The 15164-nt window shown below is 73.3% G+C and carries 11 protein-coding genes and 1 pseudogene; 3 read left to right on the forward strand and 9 right to left on the reverse strand.

Translation table 11 applies throughout. The features are described 5' to 3' along the window. Positions 1-45: 45 nt before the first annotated feature. The 5 genes and pseudogenes from AB0N63_RS12870 to AB0N63_RS12890 form a co-directional block, all read right to left on the reverse strand. A complete protein-coding gene (locus AB0N63_RS12870) occupies positions 46-300 on the reverse strand; it encodes a DUF2945 domain-containing protein (protein ID WP_365527921.1) in 255 nt (84 codons plus the stop codon). A 116-nt stretch (positions 301-416) separates the two neighbouring features. Continuing rightward, positions 417-957, reverse strand: a pseudogene (locus AB0N63_RS12875) (carbonyl reductase); the annotation flags it as partial. Positions 958-1372: 415 nt separating this feature from the next. Continuing rightward, the gene (locus AB0N63_RS12880; protein WP_365527924.1) at positions 1373-2779 is read right to left on the reverse strand and encodes an FAD-dependent monooxygenase; all 1407 of its coding nucleotides are present in this window, start codon (positions 2777-2779) and stop codon (positions 1373-1375) included. After that, positions 2772-3962 (reverse strand): MAB_1171c family putative transporter, encoded by a 1191-nt coding sequence (locus AB0N63_RS12885; protein WP_365527926.1) that lies wholly within the window; start codon positions 3960-3962, stop codon positions 2772-2774. The genes AB0N63_RS12880 and AB0N63_RS12885 overlap by 8 nt, the downstream gene beginning before the upstream one ends. Then, the gene (locus AB0N63_RS12890) at positions 3959-4570 is read right to left on the reverse strand and encodes an ImmA/IrrE family metallo-endopeptidase (protein ID WP_365527929.1); all 612 of its coding nucleotides are present in this window, start codon (positions 4568-4570) and stop codon (positions 3959-3961) included. The genes AB0N63_RS12885 and AB0N63_RS12890 overlap by 4 nt, the downstream gene beginning before the upstream one ends. Positions 4571-4907: 337 nt before the next feature. On the opposite strand from AB0N63_RS12890, the gene AB0N63_RS12895 reads away from it, so the two are divergent. Next, entirely contained in the window at positions 4908-5825 is a 918-nt protein-coding gene (locus tag AB0N63_RS12895) for an SGNH/GDSL hydrolase family protein (protein WP_365527931.1), read from the forward strand. Positions 5826-5931: 106 nt separating this feature from the next. Here AB0N63_RS12895 and AB0N63_RS12900 read toward each other — a convergent pair whose 3' ends face one another. Further along, positions 5932-8490, reverse strand: coding sequence for a discoidin domain-containing protein (locus AB0N63_RS12900; RefSeq protein ID WP_365527934.1), 2559 nt, complete (start codon positions 8488-8490; stop codon positions 5932-5934). A 279-nt stretch (positions 8491-8769) separates the two neighbouring features. Between AB0N63_RS12900 and AB0N63_RS12905 the strand changes: the two genes are divergently transcribed. Then, positions 8770-9348, forward strand: coding sequence for a hypothetical protein (locus tag AB0N63_RS12905; RefSeq protein WP_365527937.1), 579 nt, complete (start codon positions 8770-8772; stop codon positions 9346-9348). Positions 9349-9441: 93 nt separating this feature from the next. Here the strand turns inward: AB0N63_RS12905 and katG are convergent, their stop codons facing one another. The 3 genes from katG to pgm all read right to left on the reverse strand — a co-directional run bounded on the left by katG (position 9442) and on the right by pgm (position 14158). Further along, positions 9442-11673: a catalase/peroxidase HPI gene (gene katG / locus AB0N63_RS12910; RefSeq protein ID WP_365527939.1), complete on the reverse strand. Its 2232-nt coding sequence runs from the start codon at positions 11671-11673 to the stop codon at positions 9442-9444. Between the two features lie 24 nt (positions 11674-11697). Next, complete coding sequence (locus AB0N63_RS12915) at positions 11698-12144, reverse strand: Fur family transcriptional regulator (RefSeq protein WP_365527941.1); 447 nt, start codon at positions 12142-12144, stop codon at positions 11698-11700. A gap of 373 nt (positions 12145-12517) precedes the next feature. Then, a complete protein-coding gene (gene pgm / locus AB0N63_RS12920) occupies positions 12518-14158 on the reverse strand; it encodes a phosphoglucomutase (alpha-D-glucose-1,6-bisphosphate-dependent) (protein ID WP_365527944.1) in 1641 nt (546 codons plus the stop codon). A 293-nt stretch (positions 14159-14451) separates the two neighbouring features. On the opposite strand from pgm, the gene AB0N63_RS12925 reads away from it, so the two are divergent. Continuing rightward, the gene (locus AB0N63_RS12925; protein WP_365527946.1) at positions 14452-15138 is read left to right on the forward strand and encodes a GPR1/FUN34/YaaH family transporter; all 687 of its coding nucleotides are present in this window, start codon (positions 14452-14454) and stop codon (positions 15136-15138) included. Positions 15139-15164 lie beyond the last annotated feature (26 nt).

The raw sequence follows: 15164 nt of genomic DNA on the forward strand, positions 1-15164 counted from the left end.
GCCCGGAACCGGCCTGCCGCCCCACGCCCGCACCGATCACTCGCCTTACTCGCGGCCGCCCGAGCCGCGCTGCTCCTTGCGCTTGAGGGCGGACGGCTTGTGCACGGCCGGACGGCCGGACTTGTCACTGCGCACCTCGTACTGGGGGTCGTCGGGCGAGGCGTCGACGGTACGGCCGGCGGCCTCGGTCCGTTCGGTGATCTTCCGCTGCACCGTCCCCGTGGTCTCCGTGCCGTGCGTGCGCCAGGCGACCTTGTCGCCCTTGGCCGGCTGCTTCTTCCCGGAGGTGTCCTTCGCCATGGGAGTGCTCCTTCCGGACACGCGGACGGCGCGCGTCCGCGTCCCACCCTGCTCGCTCCGGGCGCTCCCCGCATATCGGGGCCCCGCCCGGGCGCCCTGGGGCCAGGGTGCGGCGGTCACGGCGGGAGCACTCGGTCCTGTCCGGCGGTCGGCTCCCGCCTGCCACGGCAGACGCTTGCCGAGGCGGACCGGCTCTCTCCGTACCGGGCCGGGTCGGCGCCCTCCGGGAGCACCAGGTCGAGCACCGCTTCGGCGGCCCGGGCGGGGGTCCGGGCCTGGCTGTGGTCACCGCACCGGGGCCGGAAGGCGCGGGTGCGGTGACCATGCCGGGACAGACGGCGGCGATCAGGGTGCGGCGGCGAGGTCGCGCTCGCGGCGTTCGAGGCGACCGCGCGCACCGCGGCGACCTGGACCACCTTCGGGGGCACGTTCACCCACAGCGGCCAGCCCCGCCTCCCGCGCGGTGCCGGAGTGGACGGCACTGCGCCGGGACTCGACCGCGCACTCGGCCCGCTCCAGGACCGCCCCGTCGAACAGCGGGTGCGGCCGGGGATCGAGGCGGCCGAGGGTGCCCGGGCTGCGGGCCACGACGAGCAGCCGGCCGCCGGGGGTCGGCGCCGGGCCGAAGAGGGCGTGGGTGGCGCCGTTGGCGACGTCTGTGTGTCCGCCGCGCCGGCCGCCGCTCCCCCGGGCGTGCGTGTCCAGCCGGTGCGCGGCGGGCCCCAGGAACCGGCGGGTACCGCTGGCCGGCCTGCCGTACCCGCCGCCCGAGCCGGTGCCGCGCGTCGCCGCCGCTGCGCGTGTCGCCGCCCTTAAGATCGGCGCGCCGTCGTGGGACGCTCGGGGACACGGCCGCCCTCCGGCCGCTGGCGGGACGGCGGGACGCGGTGCTGCGCGTCCCGCCCCTCTGGAGGCCGGCGCGGCGACGGGGCCCGCAGGGCGGCCGCACCAGTGCGGCCCTCAGCCGCCTCTCCCCGGCAGGCCGCCCGGCTCCGAGCGCCCGCCATCGGTGCCGGACTGCCGTCCGCGGGTGCCGGGCTGCCCGCCCGAGTCACCCCGCACCCGCAGCCGCTCAGCGTGGCGTCGCGGCCGCCTTCCGCTCCGTCTCCGTCAGCGGGGCCTCCTGGAGCAGGGGCTTCTTCGGGCCGAACAGCATCGGGACGAGCATGTCTGCGGAGAACAGCCGCGTGGCGGGCTTCTCCAGGCTCATCACGTCCAGCAGCGCGCCCAGCGCGCGCGGGCTGCGCGCCCCCGTGGCGACGGCCCGGTCCACGAACCGGGCGAGGAAGCGCTCCAGCGCCGTGGGCGGCGTGTCGGCGGCGCCCGGGTAGAAGGCGTCCTGGCCGACGGCGAGGTCCCAGGCGCCGGCGACGGGGCGGGACGCGGCGCGCTGGAGGCGGCGCGCGGTGCCCGGGGCGGTGAGTGCGGTGGTGCGCAGGACGTCGCGGACGGCGAGGGCGCACTGCGCGGCGACGGTGAGACCGTGGCCGTAGACGGGGTTGTACGCGGCGACGGCGTCGCCGACGACGAGGTAGCCGTCGGGCCAGTGCCTGACCTTCTCGTAGTAACGGCGGTGGTTGGCGGTGCTGCGGGAGAGGATGACGTCCTCCAGCGGTTCGGCCTCCTTCAGCAGCTCGCCGATGACGGGGTCGCCGAGCCCGAGCGCGAAGTCCGCGAAGGCGTCCGGGTCGGCGGTCGGCTCGGCGCCGCGGGTGCCGGCGAGGGTCACGATCCACCGGCCGCCCTCGACCGGCAGGATGATGCCGCCCCGGCCGGGGGCCTTGGCCGGGTTGGCCTGCACGTTGATCAGTGGGAAGGCGCCGTCCGCGGTGGTGCCGGGGGCTCGGTGAGACCGGGTGGCGTAGGTGACGCCGGCGTCGACGCGGCGTTCGTCGACGCGGGGCAGGCCGAGGTCCTCGAGCCACTGCGGGGAGCGGGAGCCGCGACCGGAGGCGTCCACGACCAGGTCGGCGGCGAGGGTGAGTTCGTCGTCGACGGTGCGCACCCGTAGCCCGGTGACGCGCCGGGCGTCGCCGGCCGGCGCGAGAGCGGTGGTGTTCTCGCGGAGCGTGATGCGTTCGTCGGCGAGGACCCGGCGGCGCAGCACGTGGTCGAGCAGGTCCCGGGAGCTGACGAGGTTGCGGTGGTGGGTGGCCAGGAAGCGCCGGAACCAGACCTCGTTCGGGGCCCGGGAGACCATGTCGCCCATGATGTGCACCAGTCGGCCGCCCTCGGCGACGACGTCGTCCACCACGCCGGGCAGCAGTTCTTCGAAAGCCCGTACGCCGCCGCTCCAGACGAGGTGGGCATGGCGGGCCTGGGGCACGCCGCGGCGCGGCTCGGCCGCCTCGGGCAGGGTGTCGCGTTCGACGATCGTGACGTCGGCGAACTCGGTGAGCGCGGCGGCGGCGAAGAGGCCCGCCGCGCTCGCGCCTATGACGATCGCGGCTGGTCGGCCGGTCGTGGCTCTGTCAGGCATGGACGTTGAGACTTTCTGTGCTGGTCGCCCGCCGGCGGACGCCGTCGACGGTGCGGGGGTGGCGAAGGGCGAGCGAGACGGCGTCGAGGTGGTCGCTCAGGTCGACGGCGGTGCTCGGCGGCCGGTCGCCCGGGGCGGCCGGGGTTCCCTCGCGGCAGGCGGCGACGGCGGCCAGGACGGCGACGGCCCCCGCCAGGCCGTCCGCAGCTGCCTCGCCGTGCAGGGCCGCGGCGGCCCGGCGGGCCCGCGCGTACAGACCGTGGTCGAGATGGCGGGCGAGCAGGCGCAGGGCGTCGTGGATGCGCTGGCGGCGTTGCAGCAGGCGCAGGTCGAGCGGCGACCAGAAGCCGATGCGGGCCTTGGCCGAGGCGGGCGCGAGGACCTTGACGGTGCGCCACAGCGGGCGCAGCCGCCGGTACTCGGCCCCGTCGCGCACCCAGGCCGCCAGGGCGGGCCCGGCCTGCGGGACGATGAACCCGACGGCCAGCAGCGCGGCCTGGGCGAGTGCGAAGGGCGGTGCGGCGCGGGTGCTCAGCACGTCCCAGTCCGTGCCGCACCACCGGGCGGTCACGGCGGTCAGCTTGGCCGCGTCGTAGACCAGTCCGGCGCTGAAGCCGATCTGGAGGAAGACGACTCCCGCCTTCAGCCAGGGGTGGGCGATCTGCGGGAACCACTTCGCCAGCAGTCGGGTGGAGACGACGCAGGACGCCAGGTGGGCGAGCAGGTAGAGCAGGATGTGCTCGCGCATCCAGGGGGTGTTGGCGTAGTAGGTGTCCAGGTCGTAGATGCGCGGCACGGGGGCGTCGGCCAGTGCGAACGTGGCCCACAGGGCGACGACGACGCCCGCGTACGCGGCGTAGAGGCGGCGGATGGTGCGCTGCCGTCGCGGCGAGGGCGCCTCCCGCCAGCGGATGATCATGGCCAGGCCGGTGGCGCAGGACGCGGTGAGGAAGGAGTACGCCCACGGGGAGGCGATGTTCGGGACGCCGGTGAGCCGGTTGAGGCGGTCGATGTTGGCGGGGGTGATGACGACCAGGACGGCGGTGGCCCACAGCAGCAGCAGTGTGGTGGCCCGCACCTCGGGGTCGCGCCAGGCGCGCAGGAAGGTCGGCGCCCGGGAGAAGAGCGCGATCGCCAGCAGCACGGTCGGGACGGCGTAGGGGATGTGGAAGTGGGGGATCATCCGAGGATGCGTCCTCCGCGGTTGAGGAGCGACAGGTTGATGCGCCCCTCCACGGTGGCCGCGCTGACCGGTCCCGCGGCGTAGCGGCCCGTCATCCAGGTGCGGACCTCGCGGCCGAAGAGCAGGCCGAAGGTCTCGGCCAACGCCTCGTGGTCGTCGGCCGAGTCGGCCCGGGCGGCCGCCGTCACCAGGGCCGCGCGGGGGACCTCCGCCGCGGCCAGGATCTGCTCCGCGGCCCGGCGCACCGCCTCGCGCGACCGGCCGTCCGTCAGCGCCCGGGCCGCCGCCGGTGACGCGACGTCGTGCGCGCCGCAGTGGCCGCACTCCTCGTGCCACAACTCGTGCCCCAGGATGACCAGTTGCGCCTCGGGGACGGTGGCCTCCTCGACGACGATGATCGAGCGGTCACCGCAGTCCAGACGCAGGCCGGAGACGGGGATGTCGGCGGGGAAACTCCGGAAGACCAGTTGCACGGGGTGGCCGACGCGCACGCTCATGGCGCGGCAGAACTCCCGCATGACCGCCATCGGTTCGGCGGGCCGGCGAAGCGACTTCGACGCCTCCCGGGCCAGGGCGGTGAGCAGGGACTTCATCGCCTTGGTGGTCATCGGCCGGTGTCTCCTTCCGGGGGCGGCACCGACCTCGGAACTCACGCCGTATCGGTTCATCGGAGTGCATCTGGCACCTTACGTGCCCCGCCCCCGTTCCGGCGATCGTTTCCTAGCCAAAAACGACCACAGGTGAAGGTGACCGCTCGGCAGGCGGCGGGTAGCAGAGCGGGGTTGAGCCGGAAGCGAAGGCGGGGCCGCTCGTTCCCGGCTCTGGCCCCGAGGACATACCGAGCGGTATACATGCCCCGTCGAACGCGTGAGCGGCCGTGCTGCGGGAGCCGGCGCCGCGCCGCGAGCGGACACGGCCGTGTCCGGTGCAACGGGGAGGATGCCCATGGGGATCGACGCGCGTGCGGGCCGAGTGACGAAAGGCCGCCGCCGGCGGGCCGCCGTGGGGGCCGTGCTCGGCGGCTGCGCCCTGGTCACCGCCTCGGTGACGCCGGCCGCGGCGCACGGCGGCGCCTCCGGCCGCGCCGAGCGGTACGTGGCGCTCGGCGACTCCTACACCTCGGGGCCGCTCATCCCCCGCCAGGTGGACGCGGACTGCGCCCGATCCGACCACGACTACCCCTCGATCGTGGCGGCGCGGCGCGCGACGGCCGGCTTCCGGGACGTGAGCTGCTCGGGCGCGACCACCGACGACATGTGGCGGGCGCAGGGCACGAACGGCCCCCAACTCGACGCGGTACGGCGGGACACGGACCTGGTGACCGTCCAGATCGGCGGCAACGACGTCGGGTTCGGATCCATCATCGCCACCTGCGCCCGGCTCGGCGCGCAGGACCCGGCGGGCGACCCGTGCCGCCGCTTCTACGGCGCCACGGGCCTGGACGAGCTGACGGTGACCGTCGCCCGCACGGCGCCGAAGGTGGACCGGGTGCTGCGGGCCGTGCGGGCCAGGGCGCCGCACGCCCGGGTGCTCGTCGTCGGCTATCCGGACCTGCTGCCCGACGACGGCGGCGGCTGCTTCCCCTCGGTGCCGTTCGCCGCGAAGGACTTCCCGTACCTGCGCGACACCGAGAAGCGGCTGAACCTGATGCTGCGCCTGGTCGCTGCGGTGAACGGCGCCCAGTACGTCGACACGTACGGTCCCACCCTCGGCCACGACATGTGCAAGGCCCCCGCCGACCGCTGGATCGAGCCCCTTCAGCCGGCCTCGCCCGCCGCCCCCGCACACCCCAACGCCCGGGGTGAGCAGGCGATGGCGGACGCGGTGCTGCGCACCCTCGGCAAGGGCCGCGGCCGCCGCTGACGGTGTCGCGGCCACCCCGGTACGCGGAAACGCGGTGTGCGGCGGGCCGGTCGGACCGGCCCGCCGCACACCCTCTCACTCACCGACCCGGGTCAGTGGGCGCGGCTCACGGGAACAGCGTCACCTTGGACGGCACGGTGTCCGTGCCGGAGGTGGGCGCCCCCGTGTCGTTGACGACGTGGGCGTACTGGCCCTTGCCGCCGAGGGAGATCACCTGGATGTCGTGCAGCTTGACACCGGACTTCACCGGCACCTGGAAGCCGTGGTGCTGGACGATCGACGGATCGGCCGTGAAGTTGCAGTAGCTGCCCAGGCCCCAGGCCTCGTGCTGGTTGACGGTGTCGGCGACCTTGTAGGCCGCGTAGCCGACGATGCCGTCGTGGGTGACGGCGGCGGCGTTCGGGACGTCGTAGGCCTTCTCGTTCTGGAAGAAGATGGTCCGGCCGCGCTCGCCGGCCCAGTAGACGTCGTACTTGTTGTAGTGCTCGACGAACAGGCCGGTGGCCAGGACGTCGTTGCCGTTGACGCGCAGGCCGTAGTCGGCGCGGTTGGTCTCCCAGCCGACGCCGTCGCCGTGGTCGGCGCGCCACAGCCAGGTGTGGTCGATGACGACGTTGTTGCTGTTGACGACGACCGAGTTGGTGGCGAGGCCGGGGCCCGCGCCGCCGATGCGCACGAACACGTCCTGCATGGTGGTGGGGTTGGCCGAGTGGTCGGCGGAGGAGCCCGGCGCACCGATCTGCAGGAGGGTGTCGGAGTTGGCGGCGCCCGCGTCGATCAGGAAGCCGGCCAGCTTGACGCCGTCCACGTCGGCGACGTGCATCGCGTCCACGCCGTGGTCGGGCACGATCGTGGCGAGGCCGAGACCGAGCACCACGGTGTTGGCGCGGGTGACGTTGATGGTCTGGTCGAGGTGGTAGACGCCCGGGGTGAACAGCAGGTTGAGGCCCTGGGAGAGCGCCTGGTTGATGGTGGCGGCGGTGGCTCCCGGCTTGACGACGTAGAACTGGTCGAGCGGCAGGGAGGTGCCGGCGTTGGCCGGCCAGGACACGCCGCGCGCGTTGGTGCGCTTGGCGGGCACGAACACCTTGTAGGCATTGCCGTCCAGGTAGAGGAACGGCTTCTCACGCGAGACGGGGGTGTTGTCCAGCGTGGTGTACGGGCCCGTGTCGAAGTTGGTCGCCGGGGCGCCCTGGACGCCGGAGAACGTCATGTTCCACACGCCGTTGGTCCAGCCGCCGACCGAGCTGTCGCGGGTGTACCACTGCTGCTGCGAGTACGGGCCGACCGTGCCGTCGATCTTGGAGTCGGCGATGTAGCCGCCGGAGGCCCAGCCGTAGCCGTTCGGGGCGAGGTTGAGGCCGCCCTTGACGTGGATGCGGCGGAACGGCGCGGCCTGTGCCACGGCCCACCGGTCGGTGCCGTTGGACGGGGTGATGGCCAGGTTCTCCGCCGAACGCCAGAAGTTCTGCGTGGCGTTGCCGTTGAACCAACCCGCGTCCACGGTGACGTCGCCGTTGATCTGGGTGTCGTCGGGGTTGAGACCCAGGCCGGAGATCGAGGTGTAGAAGCCGATCTGGGCGTTGATGCCGTTGTAGGTGCCCGGCTTGAGCAGGAACTGGTAGCGGCCGGAGCCGAACTGGTTGGACTCCTGCTGGGCGAAGACCTGGTCGAACTTCTGCTGGAGGTTGGGGGTGGAGGGGTCGACCACGATCACGTTGGGGCCGAGGTCGCCGCCGCCCTGGACCGGCCCGGTGGTGCCGGACGAGGTCGTGTGGACGGCGACCTCCCACAGCGAGTAGCCGTAAGCGGTGCCGCGGGCGGTGCCGTTGACGCGCACGTAGCGGCCCGAGCCGCTGACGTCGTAGGAGGCGGTGCCGCCCGTCGCGCCGGTGACGCTCTTCAGCGTGGTCCAGCTGCTGCCGTCCGCGGAGGCCTGGATCTGGAAGTCCTTGCCGTAGGCGGCCTCCCAGTTGAGGTCCACCTTGCACAGGTTCTGCACCGAGCCCAGGTCCACCTGCACCCACTGCGGGTCCGAGGCGGCGCTCGACCAGCGGGTGCCGGTGTCACCGTCGAAGGCGGCGGAGGCGGGGGTGCCCGCGTTCTCCGTCGAGGAGGCCGAGGCCGGCCTGCCCTTGGCCGCGTCGGCGCTGTCGCAGGAGCCGGTGGAACCGCCTCCGTTGCTGCCGCCGGCCGTGCCGAAGACCTGGAACTCCCAGAGGGAGTAGCCGTACTGGGTGGCCCGGTGGACGCCGTACATCCTGACGTAGCGGCCCTGGCCGGAGACGTCGAGGGTGTCGATGCCGCCGTCGCCGCCGGTGACGCTCTTCAGGTCGGTCCAGTTGCTGCCGTCCGAGGAGATCTGGACCTTGTAGTCCTTGCCGTACGCGGCCTCCCAGTTGAGGACGACCTTGGTGACCGTGGCCGAGGCGCCGAGGTCCACCTGGAGCCACTGGCTGTCCGTGGCGGCCGAGGACCAGCGGGTGCCCGTGTCACCGTCGACGGCGAACGCGGCCGGGGTCCCGCCGTTCTCGTTCGAGGACGAGGTGGCGGCCCTGCCCTGCGACAGCGGCGTCTCGGCCGCCGCCGCGGACGGGGCGTGGACGGGGAGGGTGATGAGCGCTGCCAGTGCGGCCAGCGCGACACCCAGGGATCTTCTTCTCATGGGGGTCCCTGCGGGTGCGGATGAGAGGGGTCGACGACGGACGCGCAGCCGGTGGGGAGGTACGGCTCAACGACGCGCGCCCGTCGCTTAGTTCACGTCTTGATTTAACTGATGAGACCTGTGGTGCGGCAAGCCTTCGGACAGGGGAATCTTTCAAGCCTTGACGAAGGGAGCCCCGCGCCGACCGTCCGGGGCGTTCAAAAGGTGACGTGAGCGGCGCGAGACGGATGAGTAGGGGTACTCATGACACCTGGCGCGAACACGAGGAACGATCAGGGCATGACGACGCCCAGAAGGACCCGGGCCGCGGCCGGTGCGCTGCCGGCGGCGGTGGTTGTGCTCGCCGCCCTGGCCGCGGGATGCGGGACCCGGCATCCGGACGAGGACGCGGGCGCTCAGGGCCCGTCGCGGACGTCCGTGGCCACGCCGACCCGGCCGGCCGACTTCCCGTGCCCGGGCGAGAGCCCCGCGCCGACGCCGTCGGCCACCGCGGCGGCCGACGCCGGGACGCCCCCGGACCACTACGCCGAGAACCACGGCTTCAGGGTGCCCATCGCCCTGCGCGGCCAGGCACGCTGCGCCGGGCTGGCGGCCGCCGCCCGGATCGAGAGGACCCTCCGACCACTGCGCGAGCGCGGCGACTTCGACCCGGAGCACACCCGCGCGGCGCTCGTCGGCCTCGGCTATCCGGACGGGAAGGTGAAGGCCTACCAGAACGGCGACCGGGCCGTCGGCTTCCTGATCGTCGCCCCCTCGATGTGCCTCGAAGGTTCGATGCGCCGCGAGGCCGCGCAGGCGGACGCGTTCGGCGGCTACCCCGACGGCAGCGACTGCGAACCGCCCCGGGGCGGCCACTGACCGCCGGGCCGTACGCACCACGGAGCGCGTACGGGTGCGGGGAAAGGAGAGTCGGGGGCCGGGCGCCACGGCCCGCCCCCGACCGCTGTGCGATCAGGCCAGGTCGAACCGGTCGAGGTTCATGACCTTGGTCCAGGCCGCGACGAAGTCCGTCACGAACTGCTCCTTGGCGTCGTCGCTCGCGTAGACCTCCGCGACCGCGCGCAGCTCGGAGTTGGAGCCGAAGACGAGGTCGGCGCGACTGCCGGCCCACTTGACCTCGCCGGTGGCCGAGTCGCGGCCCTCGAAGGTGGTCGCGTCGCCGGAGCTGGCCTTCCACTCGGTCCCGAGGTCGAGCAGGTTGACGAAGAAGTCGTTGGTCAGCACGCCGGGCGTCGTGGTGAGCACGCCGAGCTGCGAGCGCTGGTGGGTCGCGCCGAGGACGCGCAGACCGCCGACGAGGACCGTCATCTCGGGGGCGCTGAGGGTGAGCAGGTTGGCCCGGTCGAGCAGCAGGTACTCGGCCGGCAGCCGGTTGCCCTTGCCGAGGTAGTTGCGGAAGCCGTCCGCGGTCGGCTCCAGCGCGGCGAAGGACTCGACGTCCGTCTCCTCCTGCGCGGCGTCGACGCGGCCCGGCGTAAAGGGCACCTCGATCTCGAAGCCCGCCTCCTTCGCGGCCTTCTCGACGCCCACGCCGCCGGCGAGGACGATCAGGTCGGCGAGCGAGACCCGCTTGCCGCCGCTCTGCTCCGCGTTGAAGGACTCCTGGACGCCCTCCAGGGCGCGCAGCACCGTCGCCAGCCGGTCGGGGTCGTTGACCTCCCAGCCGCGCTGCGGCTCCAGCCGGATGCGGGCGCCGTTGGCGCCGCCGCGCTTGTCGCTGCCGCGGAAGGAGGAGGCCGCCGCCCAGGCGGTGGAGACCAGTTCGGTCACCGGCAGGTCCGTGGCGAGGATCTTCGCCTTGAGGGCCGCGACGTCGTCGGCGTCGATCAGCTCGTAGGTGCGCTCCGGCAGCGGGTCCTGCCACAGCAGCGTCTCTGCGGGCACCTCGGGACCGAGGTAGCGGGCGACCGGGCCCATGTCGCGGTGGGTCAGCTTGAACCAGGCGCGGGCGAAGGCGTCCGCGAACTCGTCCGGGTTCTCAAGGAAGCGCCGCGAGATCCGCTCGTAGACCGGGTCGAAGCGGAGCGAGAGGTCGGTCGTCAGCATCGTCGGGGCGTGCCGCCTGGCCGGGTCGTGGGCGTCGGGCACGGTGCCCGCGCCGGCGCCGTCCTTGGGCCGCCACTGGTTCGCCCCGGCGGGGCTCTTGAACAGCTCCCACTCGTAGCCGAACAGGGTCTCGAAGAAGGTGTTGTCCCACTTGGTCGGGGTGGGCGTCCAGGTCACCTCGAGGCCGCTGGTGATCGTGTCGCCGCCCTTGCCGGTGCCGTAGGTGCTGCGCCAGCCGAGGCCCTGCTCCTCCAGCCCGGCCGCCTCGGGGTCGGGGCCGACGTGGTCGGCGGGGCCGGCGCCGTGGGTCTTGCCGAAGGTGTGGCCGCCGGCGATCAGGGCGACCGTCTCCTCGTCGTTCATCGCCATCCGGCGGAACGTCTCACGGATGTCGCAGGCAGCGGCGATCGGGTCGGGATTGCCGTTGGGTCCTTCGGGGTTCACGTAGATCAGGCCCATCTGGACCGCGCCGAGGGGGTTCTCCAGCTCGCGGTCGCCGGTGTAACGCTCGTCGCCCAGCCAGGTCGTCTCGGGGCCCCAGTACACGTCCTCCTCGGGCTCCCACACGTCCTCGCGGCCGCCGGCGTAGCCGAACGTCTCGAAGCCCATCGACTCCAGGGCGACGTTGCCGGCCAGGATCAGCAGGTCGGCCCACGAAATGTTGCGGCCGTACTTCTTCTTGACCGGCCACAGCAGACGGCGGGCCTTGTCGAGGTTGGCGTTGTCCGGCCAGCTGTTGAGGGGGGCGAAGCGCTGCTGGCCGGCACCCGCGCCGCCGCGGCCGTCGCTGATGCGGTAGGTGCCGGCGCTATGCCAGGCCATCCGGATGATCAGCGGGCCGTAGTGGCCGAAGTCGGCCGGCCACCAGTCCTGCGAGGTGGTCAGGACCTCGGCGATGTCCTGTTTCACGGCCGGCAGGTCGAGGGAGCGGAACGCCTCGGCGTAGTCGAAGCCGTCACCGTAGGGATTGGCCACGGCGGGGTTCTTGGCGAGGATCTTCAGGTTGAGCCGCTCCGGCCACCACTGGCGGTTGCCGCCCCCCTGGGTGGGGTGCGGGGCGCGGCCGTGCGCGACCGGGCAGCCGCCCGTCCCCTCCGTCTTGGCGTCGGTGACGATGGCGTCGTGGTTCTCGGACATGTGCATCCTTCCAAGCGGGGCGGATCACGGTGCTGAGGAACTGCCGGCGGTGGCGCATCCGGGGCACAGGCCCCAGTAGATGACCTCGGCCTCGTCGATCGAGAAGCCGTGGTCGTCGGCGGCGGTGAGGCAGGGTGCGTCGCCGGCCGCGCAGTCCACGTCGGCGACGGCGCCGCACGACCGGCACACGAGGTGGTGGTGGTTGTCCCCTACGCGCCCCTCGTACCGGGCCGGACTGCCGGCCGGTTCGATACGGCGGACGAGTCCGGCCGCGGTGAGCGCGCGCAGGGCCTCGTACACGGCCTGCAGGGAGACGTGTCCGACCCGGTCGCGCACCCCGGCGGCGATGGCCTCGGCGTCGAGGTGGTCGCCCTGGCGGACGGTCTCCAGGAGGGCGACGCGGGCGGCCGTCACCCGCAGGCCCGCATCACGCAACTCCTGTGCGGGGGCGGGGCGCTGGGCTGCCGTCATGTGCCTGAACCTACCGTCCCAAACACGAGCTGTTCAAGAAAACGAACGGTGAAAGTCCGGGAAGAGGCCGGGGCGGCGGCAGGGCCCGTCGCGCCCCGGGGAGTTCGCCGGGAAGGGTGGCCGCGCACGAAAGCCGGCCGTGGCAGGTGCCCGCGAGGGGACACGTGCCACGGCCGGCGTGAGGGGCCACGGGGAAGAGGGCGGCGGGACGCCCGGGACCGCGCGGCGAGGGGCCGCGAGGATCGGGCGGCGGGGACGGCCTTACGGACCGCGCGCCGCGTGAAACCCGCATCGCCCGGACTGCAGTCCCGGGCCGCTCCGGAGGTTCCGCGCGGGGCCGTTTTGCGGTTCCGCGGGGGCGGGCCCCCTTCCGTCAGGTGCCGAGCGCCGCCAGCACCACCTGCTTGGCCTCGTCCTGGATCTGCCGGAGGTGGTCCGGGCCGCGGAAGGACTCGGCGTAGATCTTGTAGACGTCCTCGGTGCCCGAGGGGCGGGCGGCGAACCAGGCGTTCTCGGTGGCGACCTTGATGCCGCCGATCGGGGCGCCGTTGCCGGGCGCCTCGGTGAGCACGGCGGTGACCGGTTCGCCGGCGAGTGTGTCGGCGGTGACCTGCGCCGGGGACAGCCTGGCCAGGCGGGCCTTCTCCTCCCGGGTGGCCGGCGCGTCGATACGGGCGTAGGCGGGCTCGCCGAAGCGGGCGGTGAGCGCGGCGTAGTGCTGGGACGGCGTCTTGCCGGTGACGGCCGTGATCTCGGAGGCGAGCAGGGCCAGGATGATGCCGTCCTTGTCGGTGGTCCACACCGAGCCGTCGCGGCGCAGGAAGGAGGCGCCGGCGGACTCCTCGCCGCCGAAGCCGAGCGAGCCGTCGACCAGTCCGTCCACGAACCACTTGAATCCCACCGGCACTTCGACGAGCCGGCGGCCGAGGTCGGCGGCGACCCGGTCGATCATCCCGGAGGAGACCAGGGTCTTGCCCACCCCCGCCTCGGCGGGCCACTGCGTGCGGTGGGCGTAGAGGTAGGCGATGGCGGTGGCGAGATAGTGGTTGGGGTTCATCAGCCCGCCGTCCGGGGTGACGATGCCGTGCCGGTCGGCGTCGGCGTCGTTGCCGGTGGCGATCTGGAAGCGGTCGCGCTGCTCGATGAGCGAGGCCATCGCGTACGGCGAGGAGCAGTCCATGCGGATCTTGCCGTCCCAGTCCAGCGTCATGAACCGCCAGGTGGGGTCGGTGAGCGGGTTGACCACGGTCAGGTCGAGGCGGTGCTGCTCGGCGATACGGCCCCAGTACGCGACGGAGGCCCCGCCCAGCGGGTCGGCGCCGATGCGCACGCCGGCGTCGCGGACCGCGTCCAGGTCGAGCACGTTCGGCAGGTCGCAGACGTAGGCGTCCAGGAAGTCGTGGCGTCCGGTGCCCGGGGCGGCCAGCGCCCTGCCGTAGGGGATGCGGCGCACGTCCTTCAGCCCGGCCGCGATGATCTCGTTGGCGCGGTCCTGGATCCAGGAGGTGGCGTCGGAGCCGGCCGGTCCGCCGCTCGGCGGGTTGTACTTGAAGCCGCCGTCGCCGGGCGGGTTGTGCGAGGGGGTGACCACGACGCCGTCGGCCAGGGCCGAGGTACGGCCACGGTTGTGGGCGAGGATGGCGTGCGAGACCGCCGGGGTGGGGGTGTAGCCGTCCGCGCTGTCGATGAGCACGGTGACGTCGTTGGCGGCGAACACCTCCAGCGCGGTGACCTTCGCCGGCTCGGACAGGGCGTGGGTGTCCGCACCGAGGAACAGGGGCCCGTCGGTGCCCTGTGCGGCGCGGTACTCGCAGATGGCCTGGCTGGTGGCCGCGATGTGGTCCTCGTTGAACGCCGCGTTCAGGGAGGACCCGCGGTGCCCCGAGGTGCCGAACGCCACGCGCTGGCCGGGTTCGGCCGGGTCGGGGTGGAGCGCGTAGTACGCGGTCACCAGCCGGGCCACGTCGATCAGGTCCTCGGGCCCGGCCGGCTTGCCCGCTCGTTCCTGCTGCATGACAGCCACTCCTCGCATTCGATCGTGATTCCGCTCGCGACCTCATCTTCCCCCGGCGCCGGGCGGCAGGCGCACCGGTGGGCGGCTGAGACGAGGCGCACGCACGGTGTCACTGAGGTTCTCGGATCCGGTGGCTGCCCTGGCACCGGCGGACCCTGGTCCTCGACGCCCTGGAACACCTCCACGGCACGGCCCTCGGAACCGGCGCCTGAGCGGGTCGGTCACCCGCCGGTCCCGGCCCCCGTACGAGACCCACGGCGTTTTCCGCCGGGGGCCGAGGGTACGCGGCGGGCATGGTCTCCCCTCCGGCTTCGGCGGACGGCTCCGAGGGCGCCACCGTCACCGTCCGGCCGTACGGCAATCCCCTGCCGCTGGGGCTCTTCTCCTTCGGCATCGGCATGGCGCTGACCGCCGGGGCGGCGCTCGGTGTGATCAGCGGCGACCAGATCCGCCCGATGGGCATCCTGCTGGCGGTCTTCGTCTTCCCGGTGCAGTTCCTCGCCGCGGTGATGGCCTTCCTGACCCGGGACACGGCCGCAGCGGCGGCGCTCGGGCTGTTCGCCACGTCGTGGGCGGGGCTCGGTGTGCTGCACATCGTCGCGCCCGCGCAGCAGACCGGCGTCGCCACCGGCATGTATCTGTGCGCGTTCGCCCTCATGCTGCTGCCTCTCGCCGTCACCGCGTTCCTCGGCAAGACGCTGCTGGGCGTGGTACTGAGCGTGTCGACGGTGCGGGCCACGCTGGCGGCGGCGTACCAGCTCGGCGCGCCGCACACGCTGGAGCTGGCCAACGGCGCCGTCTCGCTGCTGCTGGTGGCGCTGGCCTGTTACGCGGGCATCGCGTTCCTCGTCGAGGATCTGCTGCAGCGGACGGTGCTGCCGATCCGGCGGCGCGGAGAGGCCCGGCGGGCCATCGACAGCGATCTGGGCGACCAGCACAGCCGACTGCCCCGGGAACCCGGCGTCCGCAAGCAGCTGTGAGGCCGCCCGGCGCTCACCGTGCCGGG

Source organism: Streptomyces sp. NPDC093260, from assembly GCF_040683715.1.
GTDB lineage: Bacteria > Actinomycetota > Actinomycetes > Streptomycetales > Streptomycetaceae > Streptomyces > Streptomyces sennicomposti.

What these genes read in the sequence shown, in the direction of transcription:
- AB0N63_RS12870 (WP_365527921.1), bottom strand. Translation starts at nt 300, where the DNA reads ATGGCGAAGGACACCTCCGGGAAGAAGCAGCCGGCCAAGGGCGACAAG.
- AB0N63_RS12880 (WP_365527924.1), bottom strand. Translation starts at nt 2,779, where the DNA reads ATGCCTGACAGAGCCACGACCGGCCGACCAGCCGCGATCGTCATAGGC.
- AB0N63_RS12885 (WP_365527926.1), bottom strand. Translation starts at nt 3,962, where the DNA reads ATGATCCCCCACTTCCACATCCCCTACGCCGTCCCGACCGTGCTGCTG.
- AB0N63_RS12890 (WP_365527929.1), bottom strand. Translation starts at nt 4,570, where the DNA reads ATGACCACCAAGGCGATGAAGTCCCTGCTCACCGCCCTGGCCCGGGAG.
- AB0N63_RS12895 (WP_365527931.1), top strand. Translation starts at nt 4,908, where the DNA reads ATGGGGATCGACGCGCGTGCGGGCCGAGTGACGAAAGGCCGCCGCCGG.
- AB0N63_RS12900 (WP_365527934.1), bottom strand. Translation starts at nt 8,490, where the DNA reads ATGAGAAGAAGATCCCTGGGTGTCGCGCTGGCCGCACTGGCAGCGCTC.
- AB0N63_RS12905 (WP_365527937.1), top strand. Translation starts at nt 8,770, where the DNA reads ATGACGACGCCCAGAAGGACCCGGGCCGCGGCCGGTGCGCTGCCGGCG.
- katG (WP_365527939.1), bottom strand. Translation starts at nt 11,673, where the DNA reads ATGTCCGAGAACCACGACGCCATCGTCACCGACGCCAAGACGGAGGGG.
- AB0N63_RS12915 (WP_365527941.1), bottom strand. Translation starts at nt 12,144, where the DNA reads ATGACGGCAGCCCAGCGCCCCGCCCCCGCACAGGAGTTGCGTGATGCG.
- pgm (WP_365527944.1), bottom strand. Translation starts at nt 14,158, where the DNA reads ATGCAGCAGGAACGAGCGGGCAAGCCGGCCGGGCCCGAGGACCTGATC.
- AB0N63_RS12925 (WP_365527946.1), top strand. Translation starts at nt 14,452, where the DNA reads ATGGTCTCCCCTCCGGCTTCGGCGGACGGCTCCGAGGGCGCCACCGTC.